The 13,788-nt window shown below is 47.5% G+C and carries 8 protein-coding genes and 1 pseudogene; 5 read left to right on the top strand and 4 right to left on the bottom strand.

Annotated features, from left to right (window positions below):
- From KO512_RS18185 to KO512_RS18195, 3 genes are read left to right on the top strand one after another with little or no spacing between them, the layout of a single operon-like run.
- Positions 1–3,144, top strand: a complete 3,144-nt coding sequence (locus KO512_RS18185) for an efflux RND transporter permease subunit (RefSeq protein ID WP_215953742.1) — start codon at positions 1–3, stop codon at positions 3,142–3,144.
- The gene (locus KO512_RS18190; protein WP_215953743.1) at positions 3,131–4,549 is read left to right on the top strand and encodes a TolC family protein; all 1,419 of its coding nucleotides are present in this window, start codon (positions 3,131–3,133) and stop codon (positions 4,547–4,549) included. Before KO512_RS18185 ends, KO512_RS18190 begins: the two co-directional genes overlap by 14 nt.
- Positions 4,550–4,590: 41 nt before the next feature.
- Complete coding sequence (locus KO512_RS18195) at positions 4,591–5,589, top strand: zinc-binding dehydrogenase (RefSeq protein ID WP_215953744.1); 999 nt, start codon at positions 4,591–4,593, stop codon at positions 5,587–5,589.
- A gap of 318 nt (positions 5,590–5,907) precedes the next feature.
- On the opposite strand, the gene KO512_RS18200 is transcribed toward KO512_RS18195, so the two are convergent.
- The 3 genes from KO512_RS18200 to KO512_RS18210 all read right to left on the bottom strand — a co-directional run bounded on the left by KO512_RS18200 (position 5,908) and on the right by KO512_RS18210 (position 8,284).
- A complete protein-coding gene (locus KO512_RS18200) occupies positions 5,908–6,459 on the bottom strand; it encodes a FlgO family outer membrane protein (RefSeq protein WP_215953745.1) in 552 nt (183 codons plus the stop codon).
- Between the two features lie 10 nt (positions 6,460–6,469).
- Complete coding sequence (locus tag KO512_RS18205; RefSeq protein WP_215953746.1) at positions 6,470–7,132, bottom strand: hypothetical protein; 663 nt, start codon at positions 7,130–7,132, stop codon at positions 6,470–6,472.
- A 219-nt stretch (positions 7,133–7,351) separates the two neighbouring features.
- Entirely contained in the window at positions 7,352–8,284 is a 933-nt protein-coding gene (locus tag KO512_RS18210; protein WP_215953747.1) for a LysR substrate-binding domain-containing protein, read from the bottom strand.
- A 201-nt stretch (positions 8,285–8,485) separates the two neighbouring features.
- Here KO512_RS18210 and KO512_RS18215 point away from each other — a divergent pair, with 201 nt between their 5' ends.
- Positions 8,486–9,742: a M24 family metallopeptidase gene (locus KO512_RS18215; RefSeq protein ID WP_215953748.1), complete on the top strand. Its 1,257-nt coding sequence runs from the start codon at positions 8,486–8,488 to the stop codon at positions 9,740–9,742.
- Between the two features lie 160 nt (positions 9,743–9,902).
- Positions 9,903–11,516 carry a BCCT family transporter gene (locus KO512_RS18220; RefSeq protein ID WP_215953749.1) on the top strand — a complete coding sequence of 538 codons (1,614 nt, stop codon included), beginning with the start codon at positions 9,903–9,905 and terminating at the stop codon, positions 11,514–11,516.
- 761 nt (positions 11,517–12,277) lie between these two features.
- On the opposite strand, the pseudogene KO512_RS18225 reads toward KO512_RS18220, so the two are convergent.
- A pseudogene (locus KO512_RS18225) lies at positions 12,278–13,078 on the bottom strand (IS30 family transposase); the annotation flags it as partial.
- Positions 13,079–13,788 lie beyond the last annotated feature (710 nt).

Genomic DNA, 13,788 nt, shown 5'->3' on the forward strand with positions numbered 1-13,788 from the left:
ATGAACTTTTCACATTTTTTCATTAGCCGGCCCATATTTGCAGCGATGCTATCACTGGTGTTTGTGATCACCGGTGCGATCTCCCTGTTTCAATTGCCTGTCAGCGAATACCCAGAAGTGGTGCCGCCGACCGTGGTCGTTAGCGCCACTTACCCCGGCGCTAACCCCAAGGTTATCGCTGAAACAGTTGCCACTCCGCTTGAGCAAGAGATGAACGGCTTGGAAAACATGCTGTATCACTCATCACAGGCTACCAGCGATGGTCGGCTAACGCTCACCGTCACCTTTGCCTTGGGCACCGATCTAGACCAAGCTCAGGTGCAGGTGCAAAACCGCGTCAGCAATGCCCTGCCACGCCTGCCCGAAGAGGTACAGCGACTCGGCGTCACGGCGGAAAAATCATCGCCTAATTTGGCCTTGGTGGTACACCTATTCTCACCGGATGACAGCCAAGATACATCCTATATGGCCAACTATGCCGACTTATACGTCCAAGATGAGCTAAAACGCTTACCCGGCGTAGGTGATATTCGTCTGTTTGGTGGCTCAAAATATTCCATGCGTGTTTGGCTTAATCCGGATGCCCTCGCGGAACGCAACCTCACCGCCAGCGATGTGGTTGCCGCCTTGAGCGAGCAAAACCAACAGGTTGCCGCAGGCTCACTGGGTGCTCAACCATCGTCATTAGACAACCAATTCCAGATACTCCTGAATGTTAAAGGCCGTCTATCCAGCATCGAAGAGTTTGAAGATGTGGTGTTGCGCGTCGGTGCTGATCGACAAATTACCCGTCTCAAGGATGTAGCTCGTATTGAACTTGGCCAGGAAAGCTATGCCTTACGGGCGATGCTGGATAACAAAGCCGCACTCGCCATACCGGTTTTTCAACGCCCCGGCTCTAACGCCATTGAGCTTTCCAATAGCGTGCGTGACACCATGCAACGACTGTCGGAAAAATTCCCCGAGGGCATGGAATATGAGATCGCTTATGATCCAACCGTCTTCGTACAGGGATCGATCGATGCAGTCATCAAAACCCTGATTGAAGCGATTCTCTTGGTAGTCGTTGTGGTGGTGCTGTTCTTGCAGACATGGCGCGCCTCCATCATCCCCTTGATTGCCGTGCCGGTATCATTGATCGGTACCTTCGCCGTGATGCAACTGCTCGGGGTTTCGATCAACACTCTGTCACTATTCGGTTTGATACTCGCGATCGGCATCGTTGTCGATGACGCCATCGTGGTAGTAGAAAACGTAGAACGTAATATCCGTGAGGGTCATAGCCCCATTGAGGCGACTAAAATCGCCATGAGTGAAGTCACTGGGCCAATTATTGCTATCGCCTTCGTGCTGTGTGCGGTCTTTATTCCAACGGCCTTTATCACTGGACTTTCTGGTCAATTTTATAAGCAGTTTGCCTTAACCATTACCATTTCAACACTGATCTCAGCGTTTAACTCGTTGACCCTATCACCGGCGCTATCGGCTATCTTGCTGAAGCCCCATGATGCGCCCGACGACTGGCTCACCAAGGTACTCAATAAGCTCTTCGGTAACTGGTTATTCAAACCCTTTAACCGCCTGTTTGATAACAGCGCGAAAGGCTATGAAGCGTTAGTCAAAAAGCTGATCCGCCTGAGTGTTGTGGTTGGCGTGGTCTACCTTGGCATAGTGGGATCAACCGTCGGTTTATTCAACGCGGTGCCCGGTGGCTTTATTCCACAACAGGATAAGCAATATCTGGTCGCCGTGGTACAGCTACCCGATGCCGCCAGCCTTGATAGAACGCAATCGGTTGTCGAACAGATCCAAGAGATCGCCCTAGATGTACCGGGTGTAGCACATACCGTCGCGTTCCCCGGCTTATCTGTTAATGGATTCGCCAACAGCACCAACAGCGCGGTGATGTTTACACCGTTGGATGATTTCTCGCAACGCACCGATCCATCGATGTCAGCGAACGCTATTGCTATGCAGCTCAACCAGCGCTTCAGCGTCATTGATGAAGCCTTTGTCGCGGTATTTCCACCACCGCCTATTTTAGGCCTTGGCACTACCGGTGGGTTTAAGCTACAGCTAGAAGATCGAGGCAACAAAGGCTTTGAAGCCCTGTTTAGCGCCTTACAAGGGACCATCGGAGCGGCACAGCAAAATCCGGCCTTAACCGGTTTATTCTCGAGCTACCGTATCCAAGTGCCACAAATGGATATCAACATCGACCGTGAACAAGCACTGATTCAAGGCATCGCCCTGAATGATGTATTCACAACGTTGCAGGTGTATCTCGGCTCCGCGTATATCAATGATATTAACCTGTTTGGTCGCACCTATCAGGTGAACGCTCAGGCCGATGCTCAATATCGTAGCAAGCGCGCGCAAATCTTAAACCTTAAACTGCGTAACGCGGCCGGCGAAATGGTGCCGCTAGGCTCGGTGGTCACTGTCGAACCAACCACCGGCCCCGATCGCGTTCAGCACTACAATGGTTATGTCACCGCTGAACTTAACGGTAGCCCTGCACCGGGCTACAGCTCAGATCAAGCAAAACAGGCCATTGAACAGGTGCTAGCTCAAGCGTTGCCCGACGGTATCACCTATGAGTGGACCGAAGTCACCTATCAACAGATCCTAGCCGGTAACACTATGGTGTATGTGTTCCCTCTGGTTGTGCTGCTGGTGTTTATGGTGCTGGCTGCCCAATATGAAAGCCTACGCTTGCCGCTGGCGATCATACTGATCGTGCCGATGACGATTTTCTCCGCCTTAGCCGGGGTCTATATGCTTGGAGGGGATAACAACATCTTCACCCAAGTTGCCCTGATTGTATTAGTGGCGTTGGCCTCGAAAAATGCCATTTTGATGGTTGAGTTTGCCCGCGACAAACACCTCAAGGGAGCCAGCCATATGGAAGCCATTATTGAGGCCTGCCGCTTGCGCCTACGCCCCATTTTGATGACGTCAATCGCCTTTACTGCCGGTGTCATACCGCTTGTGCTCGCCACCGGAGCGGGAGCCGAAATGCGCCAAGCGATGGGTAACGCGGTGTTCTTCGGCATGATAGGTGTCACCCTATTCGGGTTGCTGTTTACCCCTGTATTTTACCGAATGCTCACGCCTAAGGAGCTGTCACATGAAGACCGTTAAACTGGCGTTATCGTCGTTAACACTGGCCGTTCTAGCAGGATGCGCCAGTACCCCGCTAGAACAGGAAAAGGCACAAGCCACGCAACAGTTCATCGCTCAGGTGCAGCAACATCAGAGAGTCCAATCGATTGTGCAACAAAGCGAATTAGACTGGTGGCAACAACTAGGCGATGAGCAACTGAATCGTTTAGTGCAACAAACCTTAACCCGTAACCAAAACCTCCAAGTCTCGGCAGCACGCTTGCGTGCTTCCCTGGCGCAGTTAACGGAGCAACAACGGGCACAATGGCTGCAAGGCAGTGTGGATATTACTGGCGTTCGTGGGAATACCATCAGCACGCAAAATCCAAACGGTGAAACCAGTAGCTACACCACCGGCAATGGGAATTTCACTTGGCAACTGGATCTATCTGGCCGTCTTCAGGCGCTAAGCTTAGCGGCAGAAGCCGTCGCACAGGACCAGCAGGGGCAGTATCAAACCCTCGTGGCTGAACTCGTTAGCAGCACGGTACGCAGCTATCTACAGTGGCAGAATCAAAGTTTGCGCCTTGAACTGACCCAGCGACAACTGGCCGCCCTAGAAGACACCATGACCATCTTACAGGTGCAACTTCAAGAGGGCATTGCCACCGAACTCGAACTCAACCGCACCCAGTCACAATACTACGAGCTCAAACAGCAGTTACCACAGATTGCCACTGAACAAGCGCAAGTAGAGCAAACGCTAGCTGTACTGCTTGATACACAAGCGGGCGAATTAACGCTCAGCCCGATAAGCGCCAATCAATACGATCAGCAAAGTATTAACGTCGCAGTGCAATCCCCCGAGGATGCATTAATGACCCGTGGCGATGTACAATCAGCGGTAGCGCAGCTCACGCAACAAAGCCAACTGGCTAACAGCGCAGCACGGGCACTGTATCCGGACATCAGCCTAGCAGCATTTGCCGGTGTGCTCAGTGCACCCGGTTTGAACTTCGATAATAGTCAGTCAAACTGGCAGATAGCTCCGACGCTAAGCTGGTCACTGTTCAGTTATCCACAGCTGTTAGCCCAACTGGATGCACAAACAGCACTCAGCGAGGCAAGCTACCATGCGTATAAACAGACCTTGACCCAGGTCTTGTCAAAAACGGAGTTATCTCTGCGTGCCTTGGTTCAGGCTAAACAACAGCTAAGCTATGCTCAGGCGCGGGTCAATGCTGCACAGCAGGCCTATCGACAAGCGAACCATGAATATCAAGAGGGGCAGTTAGCCTATCTCGATTTACTCGATGCCCGACAAGATGTTTTAGCCGCAGAACAAGCGCAAATGACGATTCACAACCAATGGTTAAGCGCAGCCGTCAGCGTTTACAGCGAACTCAATGGACAGTGGTCGCAGGCATTATTGGCGAGTCGTTAATGCTCGCCCTTTAACGCACAAGCGAAGAACAAGGAGCCAACATGTCAACAGCCATCATGAACGCCATCGAGCTACGCCAGTGCGGCGCCGAGTTTGACTTGCACATGTCACAACGGCCGATACCGATACTCGGTGATAACGAGCTATTGATCGCCATCGAATATGTAGCGATCAATCATCTCGATGCACGTCTTGCCAGAGATGGTTTTTGCCAATGGCAATATCCTCATATATTAGGCTCAGATGCTATCGGCACGGTGGTGGATGCCCCCAAAGGTGTGTTTCCAAGCAAGGGCTCTCGGGTGCTATTTAATAGCAGCTTAGCCGAGCAAGGGATGCTTAAAGAGTATGCGGTGGTTCCCAACTTCGCGGTCTCTGAAGTACCCGACAGCATTGCCAGTGAGATCGCCGTAGCCCTGCCTAATGCCGGCATGACCGCCTTATTAGCCCTTGAAAAACTACAATTACATGAAGGCCAATCATTTGCGATTAACAGTGCTCAGGGGGCCGTCGCGCACTTTGCCGTACAATACGCTAAACGCAGAGGCGCGCAGGTGTTTGCCGTAGCCGAAAAAGCGCACCACAAGCGCCTTACCAAATTAGGCGCTGATTTTGCGTTTGACTGTCATGCCGACAACATCTGCAACCAGATTAAACGCGAACTCGGGCCAGGTGGCTTTGATTGCATACTCAATACTCAGGGCGGAGATAGCTTTATCGACGACCTCAAACGCTTACGTTTTTGCGGTCATATTGCCTGCCTCAATGGCTTTAGCGATATCAGCGAAGCGTTATTATTTGAAAAAGCACCTCAGATCGGGGTGGTCTCACTCAGTGGCGCATGGTTGGCCAATAGCTTATGTGCGCAGCAGCACTTGAGTTTTATGGGGTCACAGCTATTACAGGATGTCGCCAGTGGAGACATTATCCCCCCTGAAGTGATACAGATCCCCTTTTCAGTGGATGCCGTGCGGGATGTGTTAACCCTTATGACCCAGCACACCTGCCCCAAACGACCGGTGGTGAAAATCCAGTCCTAGTTTGAACTCACTGGGCTCTCCCTAACCCCTTAATTTAAGCATTTTAAAGATGGCACAGAACAGCGCACGAGTTGATATCAAGGATGAATCCTAGCGAAAAAAAATCCCTCTTGGTACTGTCGTCATCTTTCCAACATCGTAGGTTAAACATGAGAGGAATCATCCTATTAAGCCTGCAAACAACAGGCTCAATCTATGCTAAGCGAAACCGAAGGGGAGCGCAGCATGAGTAAAAATAGTGACCATCATTGTTACGACTAATGACCAGCGACAATCAATAAAGGGGCCGAAGCCCCTTATATTTTACCCAAGCATACGTTAGCGAGCACTTCGACCAAGCATATGCTTGATATCGTCGTTGATAGGCAGTTTAAAGTCATGAGAGCCAAGCACAATATTGTCAGTGCTTCTAACGATCCGAACATTAACATAGAGGTTCTTACCACCAACAGCGTAAGTACCTAAAATAACCGCTTGAGCATTATGAGCTTTCGAAATGCTTTTAACCTGACGAGAAAGCATGAATTCACCAGCTCCCTGCTTTATAAAAAGGCTATCTCTCATCTTAACTTCGATAACTTGATATCCCCTTTCAGTAAGCCCGGCAGATATAATCTCAGAAGCCATTCGACCGAAAGTAGAAGATTCTGATAGGTTATCAATGTTCGCAAAGCTTGCCGCGATGAGAGGCTGATCCTTCTCAAGCGGGCTAATCAAATGATCTAGAAGTGGTTTTCGAGCCTGTTTGAGCTCAGCGACGACATCCACCTGAGGATCTTTGTCTGCTCTATAGGAGTTAGAGCCATTATTAGCGCAGCCTGCTGTTACTAACACGACACCAATAATTAAACTTATAAAAAACTTATTCATTTACGCGTCCTCAACCAGTAACTTTAATATTTTTAGTCGTTTCAGGGGAAGGGGCGTAATGATCAGAATCTCCGCCGTTTATATAATAGATATTAGATGATGAATGTAATATCCGATCATTTTTAATAACTTTAGTCGTGATAATGACTTCAAAATCACTATTTTTAACCCAACTTCCACTTAAGAAATCCGCACCGATCGCCGCGGGAATAAGAAGTCTTGAAGTCTCGCCCCAGTAGTTAGCAGCGTGAGCCGCTACAGCAATTCCTCCGGCCAAAACAGTCCATGTGCCAGGCGCTTTTCGTATAGCATCACGATCTTTGTGTTTAACGACTTCAACATCATAGGAAACAGTCGCCGCATTATATTCGGTCGATTTTACAACGGCCCCTTGTTTAACCAGTTGGCTCGTAAGCAGGCTATTAAAGCCTCGATCAAAAGGCGTTTCTAAATGTTCATCGCTAACATGTAGAGCCGTTGAGTAACCTGCCAGTGAATTTGATATTAACTTAGCTTCATGCTCTGCAAGCACATCCCAGTGATGCGCTGATTGCATCTTTTGCTGATCAGAAATAGGGTAAGTAGTCGTAAGCGGGGCTTGCGATGTATTTACTTGGAAACAGCCAGACAGAAGGCCTACGCATGTTCCGCACAGTATAAGTTGTTTAACCATTGTGATCTCCTTGTCTGGCATCCAATGCAGACTCAATATTGACTCTAAACTATTTCTTAAAACAAGCTAGTAAAAAATGAATCGGATAATAACATAACTCCTATCACTGTCCTATCACTGGGCATTACCGGTATCTTTCGTCATGGGTATATTAAAGATATTCTAGGTTCAATCCTAGAGCCCCGCATCAATAGTCATTGACGATGGTCATCCGTCCTATCAAACACAGTGATGTAAGCTTGATGCGTCATAATTTTCAAGCCAGTCGAATAACAGCTGACAATCTTCGGTAATTGACTTCGTCTCGTTTAATACCAACCAGTAATTACGACCCGATAAAACACTGAAGTCTGAAACCCGACACAGCTGCCCATCCTGCAGTTTACTATCGATCAGATGACGGGTGCCCAAGGTAATCCCCTGACCTCGTTTTGCAGCATCAATCAACATAATATAGTTATTAAAACGGCTGCTAATGCTTAACCCTTCGGTATCAACTGAAAGCGCTTCGAACCAGACCTTCCAGTTAATCCAGTTCGGCTCGATACGATCAAAATCCAACAATCGGTGATTGAGAAACTCAGCAGGACTATCCCCGATAAAAGGAAAAGCTTTCAAATACTCAGGGCTGGCCACCGGAAACATCTCCTCTGTAAACAAGGTCTTCATTTTCCAACCGGTACGTTCTCCTGGTTCGTAGGCTATAGCGATGTTGACCTCATCACTAAACAGATCCTGAGTATTGTCAGAAGTAATCACCCGAATATTCAACACTCGATTACCATACGCCCGATGAAAACCATTGATCGCATGACTTAACCAGTAGTGGGATACCGCCGTATTAGCTGAGACGGTAATAGAGGTGGTGGTCACTGAGGCCACCTGTTCATCCACTGCATCAGCTAAATAATAAAGTGAAGCACCAACCTTTGCATACAGCTGCTCTCCCCGCGAAGACAAAGTAACACGACGGCCATGGCGCTCAAATAGAGGAAAGCCAAGATACTCTTCTAAATACTTAATCTGCTTACTAATAGCCGCTTGGGATACATGCAGTTCCTGCGCAGCCCGAGTGAAGTTAAGCGTTCGCCCCGCAGCTTCAAATACCATCAAACTTTTAAGCGCAGGCAATCGATGTCTTAGACTCTTCATAACTTTGAGTTATCAATATCCATAAGATTTTAATGGATGTACGGCCAAAAAAGCACAACCTATACTGGAATTAAGCAAGTTTAGCAGGAATTAGACGTTTTTCCGATCGAGAAGCCCTCTAATTATTACTTTTACATGAGCACAAGTAATAAGCAGAAACCCTAACTGCTTCAACAAAAATCAATAATATAAGGTAAACATATGACCACTTTGGATTGGCATGCCGAAAGAGCCGACTTATCAGGCCTAACACTCCTAGACCAAGCACCGGAAAGCCTAGGCATCGATCTAAAAGCCGTTCGAGAATATCGCCTTGGTCGCGTTCGCGGCGAGATGGAAAAAAGCAATATTGATGCGTTGATCATTTCGGACCCCGTCAATATTCGTTACACCTGCGGCGCACGCAACATGCAGATATTCTGTGCTCGCAACACCCCTTCTCGCTATTTACTCGTTACGGCACAAAAAACGATTCTATTTGAGTTTACTGGCTGTGAGCACCTTGGCCAAGGCTTCGAAACTATCGATGAAGTCCGTCCTTCGATAACCGCCAGCTTTGTTGCTGCAGGCTTGGACATTAAGCTGCGAGAACACCGGTGGGCACAGGAGATGAGCGCACTCATTACAGAGTTAGTCGGCCCTCATGCCCGGGTAGGTATCGAACGGATGAATGCTGGCACAGCAATCGCCATGTCAAAACAGGGACTGGATATCGTTGATGCTCAACAACCTATCGAGCTTGCCCGCTGCATCAAGTCTGACGAAGAACTAAAATGTGTGATTGCTTCACTGCGTATGACCGAACGCGCCGTCGGACAACTACGAGCGGCTATTCAGCCAGGTATAACAGAGAATGAACTCTGGTCGGTATTGCACCAATCAGTCATCGCAGGCAATGGTGATTATTGTGAAACCCGTTTATTAAGCTCTGGCAACCGCACCAACCCTTGGTTTCAAGAAACCGCCACTAAACGAATTGGTGAAAACGAACTGATCGCACTTGATACCGACGTTGTCGGCTGCCATGGCTATTACGCCGATTTCTCACGCACGTTTCACTCAGGCCCAAAAAAACCGACAGAGCAACAGCGCACGTTATATAAAGTTGCCTACGAACAGGTGCAGAACAATCTCGATATTATTCGTCCCGGCATGACCTTTAAGGAGTATTCCGATAAAGCTTGGAATATCCCCGAAAAGTATTATGCCAACCGTTATTACCTCTCATCCCACGGAGTCGGCATGACAGGGGAGTATCCCTATCTCTATCATCATGCCGACTACGCGGATGCCGGCTATGACGGTGTCATTCTTCCCGGCATGACGCTCTGCGTTGAAAGCTATATCGGCGAACAAGGTGGGGTTGAAGGGGTGAAGCTGGAGGAGCAAATATTGGTGACGGAAACAGGTATTGAGATCCTTTCCCAATTTCCTTTTGAAGAAACGCTTTTGAACTAACCGAAGCTGCCCTGTTTATCAGGGCAGCTTTTTTCTATTCAATTAAAAAACAGTGCTAACACTGATACAGGAGGTATAAAACTTACTTTATTTCCGTTGTACAGGCCAACACTCAAGACCCGATAAAAGTGGAAATCTAAAAATAAAGATGAGGTGAAAAATGCAAGATAGTACAAAATTAAAGATCGGGCTTTCAAGCTCTGGCTTCTACTCAGGACTCAATCCCATAGTAACCATTGTCAGTAAAATAATTATTGCGCTTCTGGTTATCTATACGGTTAGTTTTCCTGAAAAAGCGGTCACAATTCTGGGTGAACTTAATAGTGAATTATTATCGACGTTTAACTCCTACTACATCTACGTAGTTGCGCTGTTTCTCGGTTTCTGCATCCTTGTTTGCTTTGGCCGTTTTGGTCGAATAAAACTTGGCACAGATAATGAGAAACCAGAGTTTTCATTCTTTTCATGGTTTTCCATGATGTTCAGTGCTGGCATGGGCATAGGACTGATGTTCTACTCCATTGGTGAGCCTCTATATCACTTTCAGAACAATCCGGCTCTCATGCAGAGCGGTGCTGAAGGCGCCAATGCAGCGGCAGTACCCAGTGCTATGAGCTACACATTATTACATTGGGGATTACATGCCTGGGCGGTATATGCAACCGCCGGCTTAGCAATGGCGTACTTTTCTTATCGCAAAGGACTGCCACTAACCATTCGCTCAACGCTGCAACCACTATTTGGCGATAAGCTGAACGGCCCTATGGGGCACCTAGTTGATATCATAGCTGTAGTGGCGACAACTCTCGGGGTCGCAACAACGATGGGCGCGGGCGTCACTCAGTTAGTAGCCGGAATGGAGTTCATCACGGCGACTGGCAGCCTGATTAATAGCGACGGCACACCCACGGCCACAGCGTTGATTGTTACTCTACTGGTGGTCATGGGGCTGTCGATTATATCGGCGTTAACCGGCGTCGCCCGTGGCGTAAAATGGCTCAGCCAAATCAACATTATCCTATCCATTGCGCTATTAGGCTTCTTCATTCTGTTTGGCTCGACACTTTATGGCTTAGAACTGTTTGGCAGTAGCCTTGTGGATTATGGCCTAAACTTAATTCCGTTAACGTTCTCTGTTTGGGGCAGCGATACCGAAATTGGTAGCTGGCAAACCGGTTGGACCATTCTCTACTGGGCTTGGTGGATCGCATTTGCTCCTTTTGTCGGGCTATTTTTGGCACGCATATCACGCGGCCGCACAATCCGTGAATTCGTTCTTGGCTGTGTACTGGTACCAACACTAGCCTGCTTTGTCTGGATGGCATTCCTTGGAGGAACAGGGCTCGATCTTGAACTGAGCGGTGTGGCGCAGGGCGCTATTACTTCAGCGGTGAATGAAAATATCGCGTCGGTTTTGTTTGTCACGATCGATCTGATTAACTCAGGCTTTTTTGGCAGCATTATTAAAGGCGCCAGCATCATCCTGATTATTACTTACCTGGTTACCTCGGCAGATTCCGGAGTACTCGTATTAAATACCATTATGGCCGGCGGAAATGATAACCCTCAACCGATGCACCGTATTATTTGGGGCAGCATCCTCACGCTTGTGGTGGGGTCATTACTGTTAGCGGGTGGAATGGCGGCCATTCAGAAAGCGATGATTATCGGTGCCTTACCATTTTCAATGGTGATGGTCTTGATGTGCGTGTCTATGGCTAAGTCTCTTCTCAAATCCGAAACACCACAGCCTGTACCAGAACCCATAACCTAATCAACCAACAGGGTGCTGTCACGCAGCGCCCAAACCACCAACAGCCAGATTTACATTAACAACACTTTCATTAGTTGTGCTGATGGCATGTAGTGGTCAACTAAAACTGGCCACCGCTTTAGAGTTTTTTTATATTCCTGTTCTGCTACTAGTGGCCATATAGCTGATGTTTATTGATACTCACTTGAGCCCACTGGGTAATCACCTCCTCTAACTAGAAAGATTTACGAATTTCAGATTCCGAACGAGTAGCTTTCATATTAATGATCCTAGAGCGTATCTCCTGAACCATATAGAAAACGCCTTCCCTCTTCCAAACTAGCCGAGAGTAGGAACACTTTTTCTTATCGAAAACGTGACATGTTTTGTCGCTAGTCACTCTGTATTGAGGACTACCCCACTGGTCATAGATTCGAGACAGATGGTCGCCAACCCGAACATACTGACCATTAACATTCATTGAAGAAGCGCAAGCTAGTGTTGTCATAAACAGCAAAGATAATGCCAATAACATTTTTTGCATTGAAGAATTCCATTTCATATAGAAGTACAAGTACAAGTACAAGTACAAGTACAGCACTGTAACAAACCAGAGTGATAACAAGCAATTAGCAGGCTCGCATTATTGGGTTAATAAACCATTAAACTATTTTTAACTGACTCTTAATTATCTAATTTATTTTTCAATAAAAACCCTTTTTTATCAAAAAAATTAGATCAGCAAACATGAAAAATTTTCCATAGCACTTTGAGCTGTACTATCGCAATAATCCATTGAAGTTTTCACTCAACCCTCGCTCCCATGATGAATCGGGATGTGCGAAGTAAAAATCTATATTGAGCGCATCAGCTATCGCTTTGTGTTCGACAAACTCCGAGCCATTATCGGCAGTGATTGTTCGCACCGATGCAGCATAAGGCTTGAGCATATCTATCACGGCATCCCGTACGTCAACCGCTCTCTTAGCATCCACCTTTCGAACCAGATACATGCGACTTTTACGTTCCGCTAATGTCACCAACGCCCCAGTTCCTTGCTTACCCAGCACGGTATCGACTTCCCAATCGCCAAAGCGTTCTCGATTATCAACAACCTCTGGTCGTTCATCTATAGAGCGTGGGTCAGGTATTACGCAGCGTTTGGTATTCACGCCCAGCCCATAGCGTTTATGCCCTTGGCGTAACGCTTTGTAGAGCTTGCCGCCAGCGACTTCATCCGCTGCAATATGGCGGTATATCCACTCATGGCCTGCCTGCATATCGATCAAGCGACCAACACCACTGATCTGTTCAGGGCTCCAGTGAAGCGATAATCCTAGCTCAACATACTCAATGGTTAGCGTCGAAACTTTGTACTTGGTGGCAGCAGCCCTCCGCGCCATAGCTTGCTGCTGAGCCTGTTCTGGATGGTAATCATCATTCAATCCGTTTCGATCTAGCTCTCGATAAACCGTCGAACGATGAACATTAATTGTTTTAGCGATGTCGGCAGGCCGATAACCCTGCCCAAGAAGAACCGATATTTGGTATCGTTTCCCTTCGGTCAACTGTTGATATGTCATAGTGATACACTTTGTCTTTGGCGAGAAGAAGCGTACCACTGTCAGCAGTTGACCACCTCTCTCCCTTTAACAAAAAGTGTCGCACTTATTATATGAATCCCCAGCCCCCTACTGATAACGCTTTGCTAAGCGGATAAAAATGGTCGGCTATCACCGCGAAGCGATGACAATATTACCACCTACGCTGGTGTCCGGAATCATTACCCCACTACACTAAGCCAAGTTTAAATAAGAATACTCGTTTATGCTTCCCTCGGGTATTGCATGGATACCCATAACTATTTCATAGGATTTATTTCTTCAGCGTCGCTTGAAGTCGATCCTCTTTAACTTTTAATGCCCTTGGGGGTTAATTAGGTTTACTTTCGTAAAACGACTCCGCTTTATTTTCTTCGATTACCCTGCTTTTTAGGTAAGGCTAATCTTAGCTCCGTTCAAACGCAGCTTTGACCACTGGACATTTTCTCAACGCGCTAAACCTAGCAAGAGCACAGCACCTATCAGCATAAAATAACCAAGACATTCATATAAAAAGCCCATATAAAATAAGACGCTGCAGTGTTACCCCTAACGATTCTTAGGTACTATATGAATAACCTCTAATGTTTACTATCCAGCGTCAAGGTGCGAATAAAAAGAGAGCCGCTCACACTAAAGACTATTGGCTGCTATGGCCTACACCAGCTAAGCAAAGCAGGCAAAATAACACC

Origin of the sequence: Amphritea atlantica (assembly GCF_018860855.1) — a bacterium.
GTDB lineage: Bacteria > Pseudomonadota > Gammaproteobacteria > Pseudomonadales > Balneatricaceae > Amphritea > Amphritea atlantica_A.